Raw genomic sequence first — 595 nt, 5'->3', positions numbered from 1 at the left:
TCGCAATGGAATTCTTTACTGAGTCCATCTTCATCGATAATAGCTGGGGTATTTTCAATCGCGTGGTTTAGAGCCGGTTTATGTGTCTCATAGTATTGTTGTAAGTGGACAACGGCATCATGTGTTCTAGCGATATCATAACCGCTAGAGTTCATATTGACGACGAAGCCCGCAGGAGCAACACCTATTAACACAAGCATGATAAGACCAATACCTTTCTGGCCATCATTCGCACCATGGGAGAAACTTACGCCAACAGCGGAAAGGATCAACGCAGTACGAGTCCAGAATGGTGGCTTGCGCTTACCATCTTTTTTCTCCCGCTCTGCTGGCGTTAAGTGGATGCGACGACGTTTTTTAGTTCCACTCCAATAGCGGCGTAGAATAAAAATCATCAACCCAGCAATCACAAAACCAATAGCAGGAGAAAGGATAAGAGACATGAAAATGCTGATCATTTTAGGTATGTTCAACGCATCAACGATGGATGAATCTGTGACTATTGCGTTAGTTAAACCAACACCGATAATCGCCCCGATCAAGGTATGAGAACTTGATGCAGGGATACCAAAATACCAAGTTCCCAAGTTCCAAA

1 protein-coding gene is annotated in these 595 nt (G+C 43.9%); it reads right to left on the bottom strand.

Features of this window, described 5'->3' with window-relative positions; all coding sequences use genetic code 11:
* Window positions 1-595: inorganic phosphate transporter (locus ABN217_RS19810; protein WP_349459937.1), on the bottom strand; the 595-nt coding region annotated here is incomplete at both ends.

The sequence above is a fragment of the Proteus sp. fly-1067 genome (assembly GCF_040139345.1).
Classification (GTDB): domain Bacteria; phylum Pseudomonadota; class Gammaproteobacteria; order Enterobacterales; family Enterobacteriaceae; genus Proteus; species Proteus vulgaris_B.
This window is presented reverse-complemented; position numbering and strand designations above follow the sequence as displayed.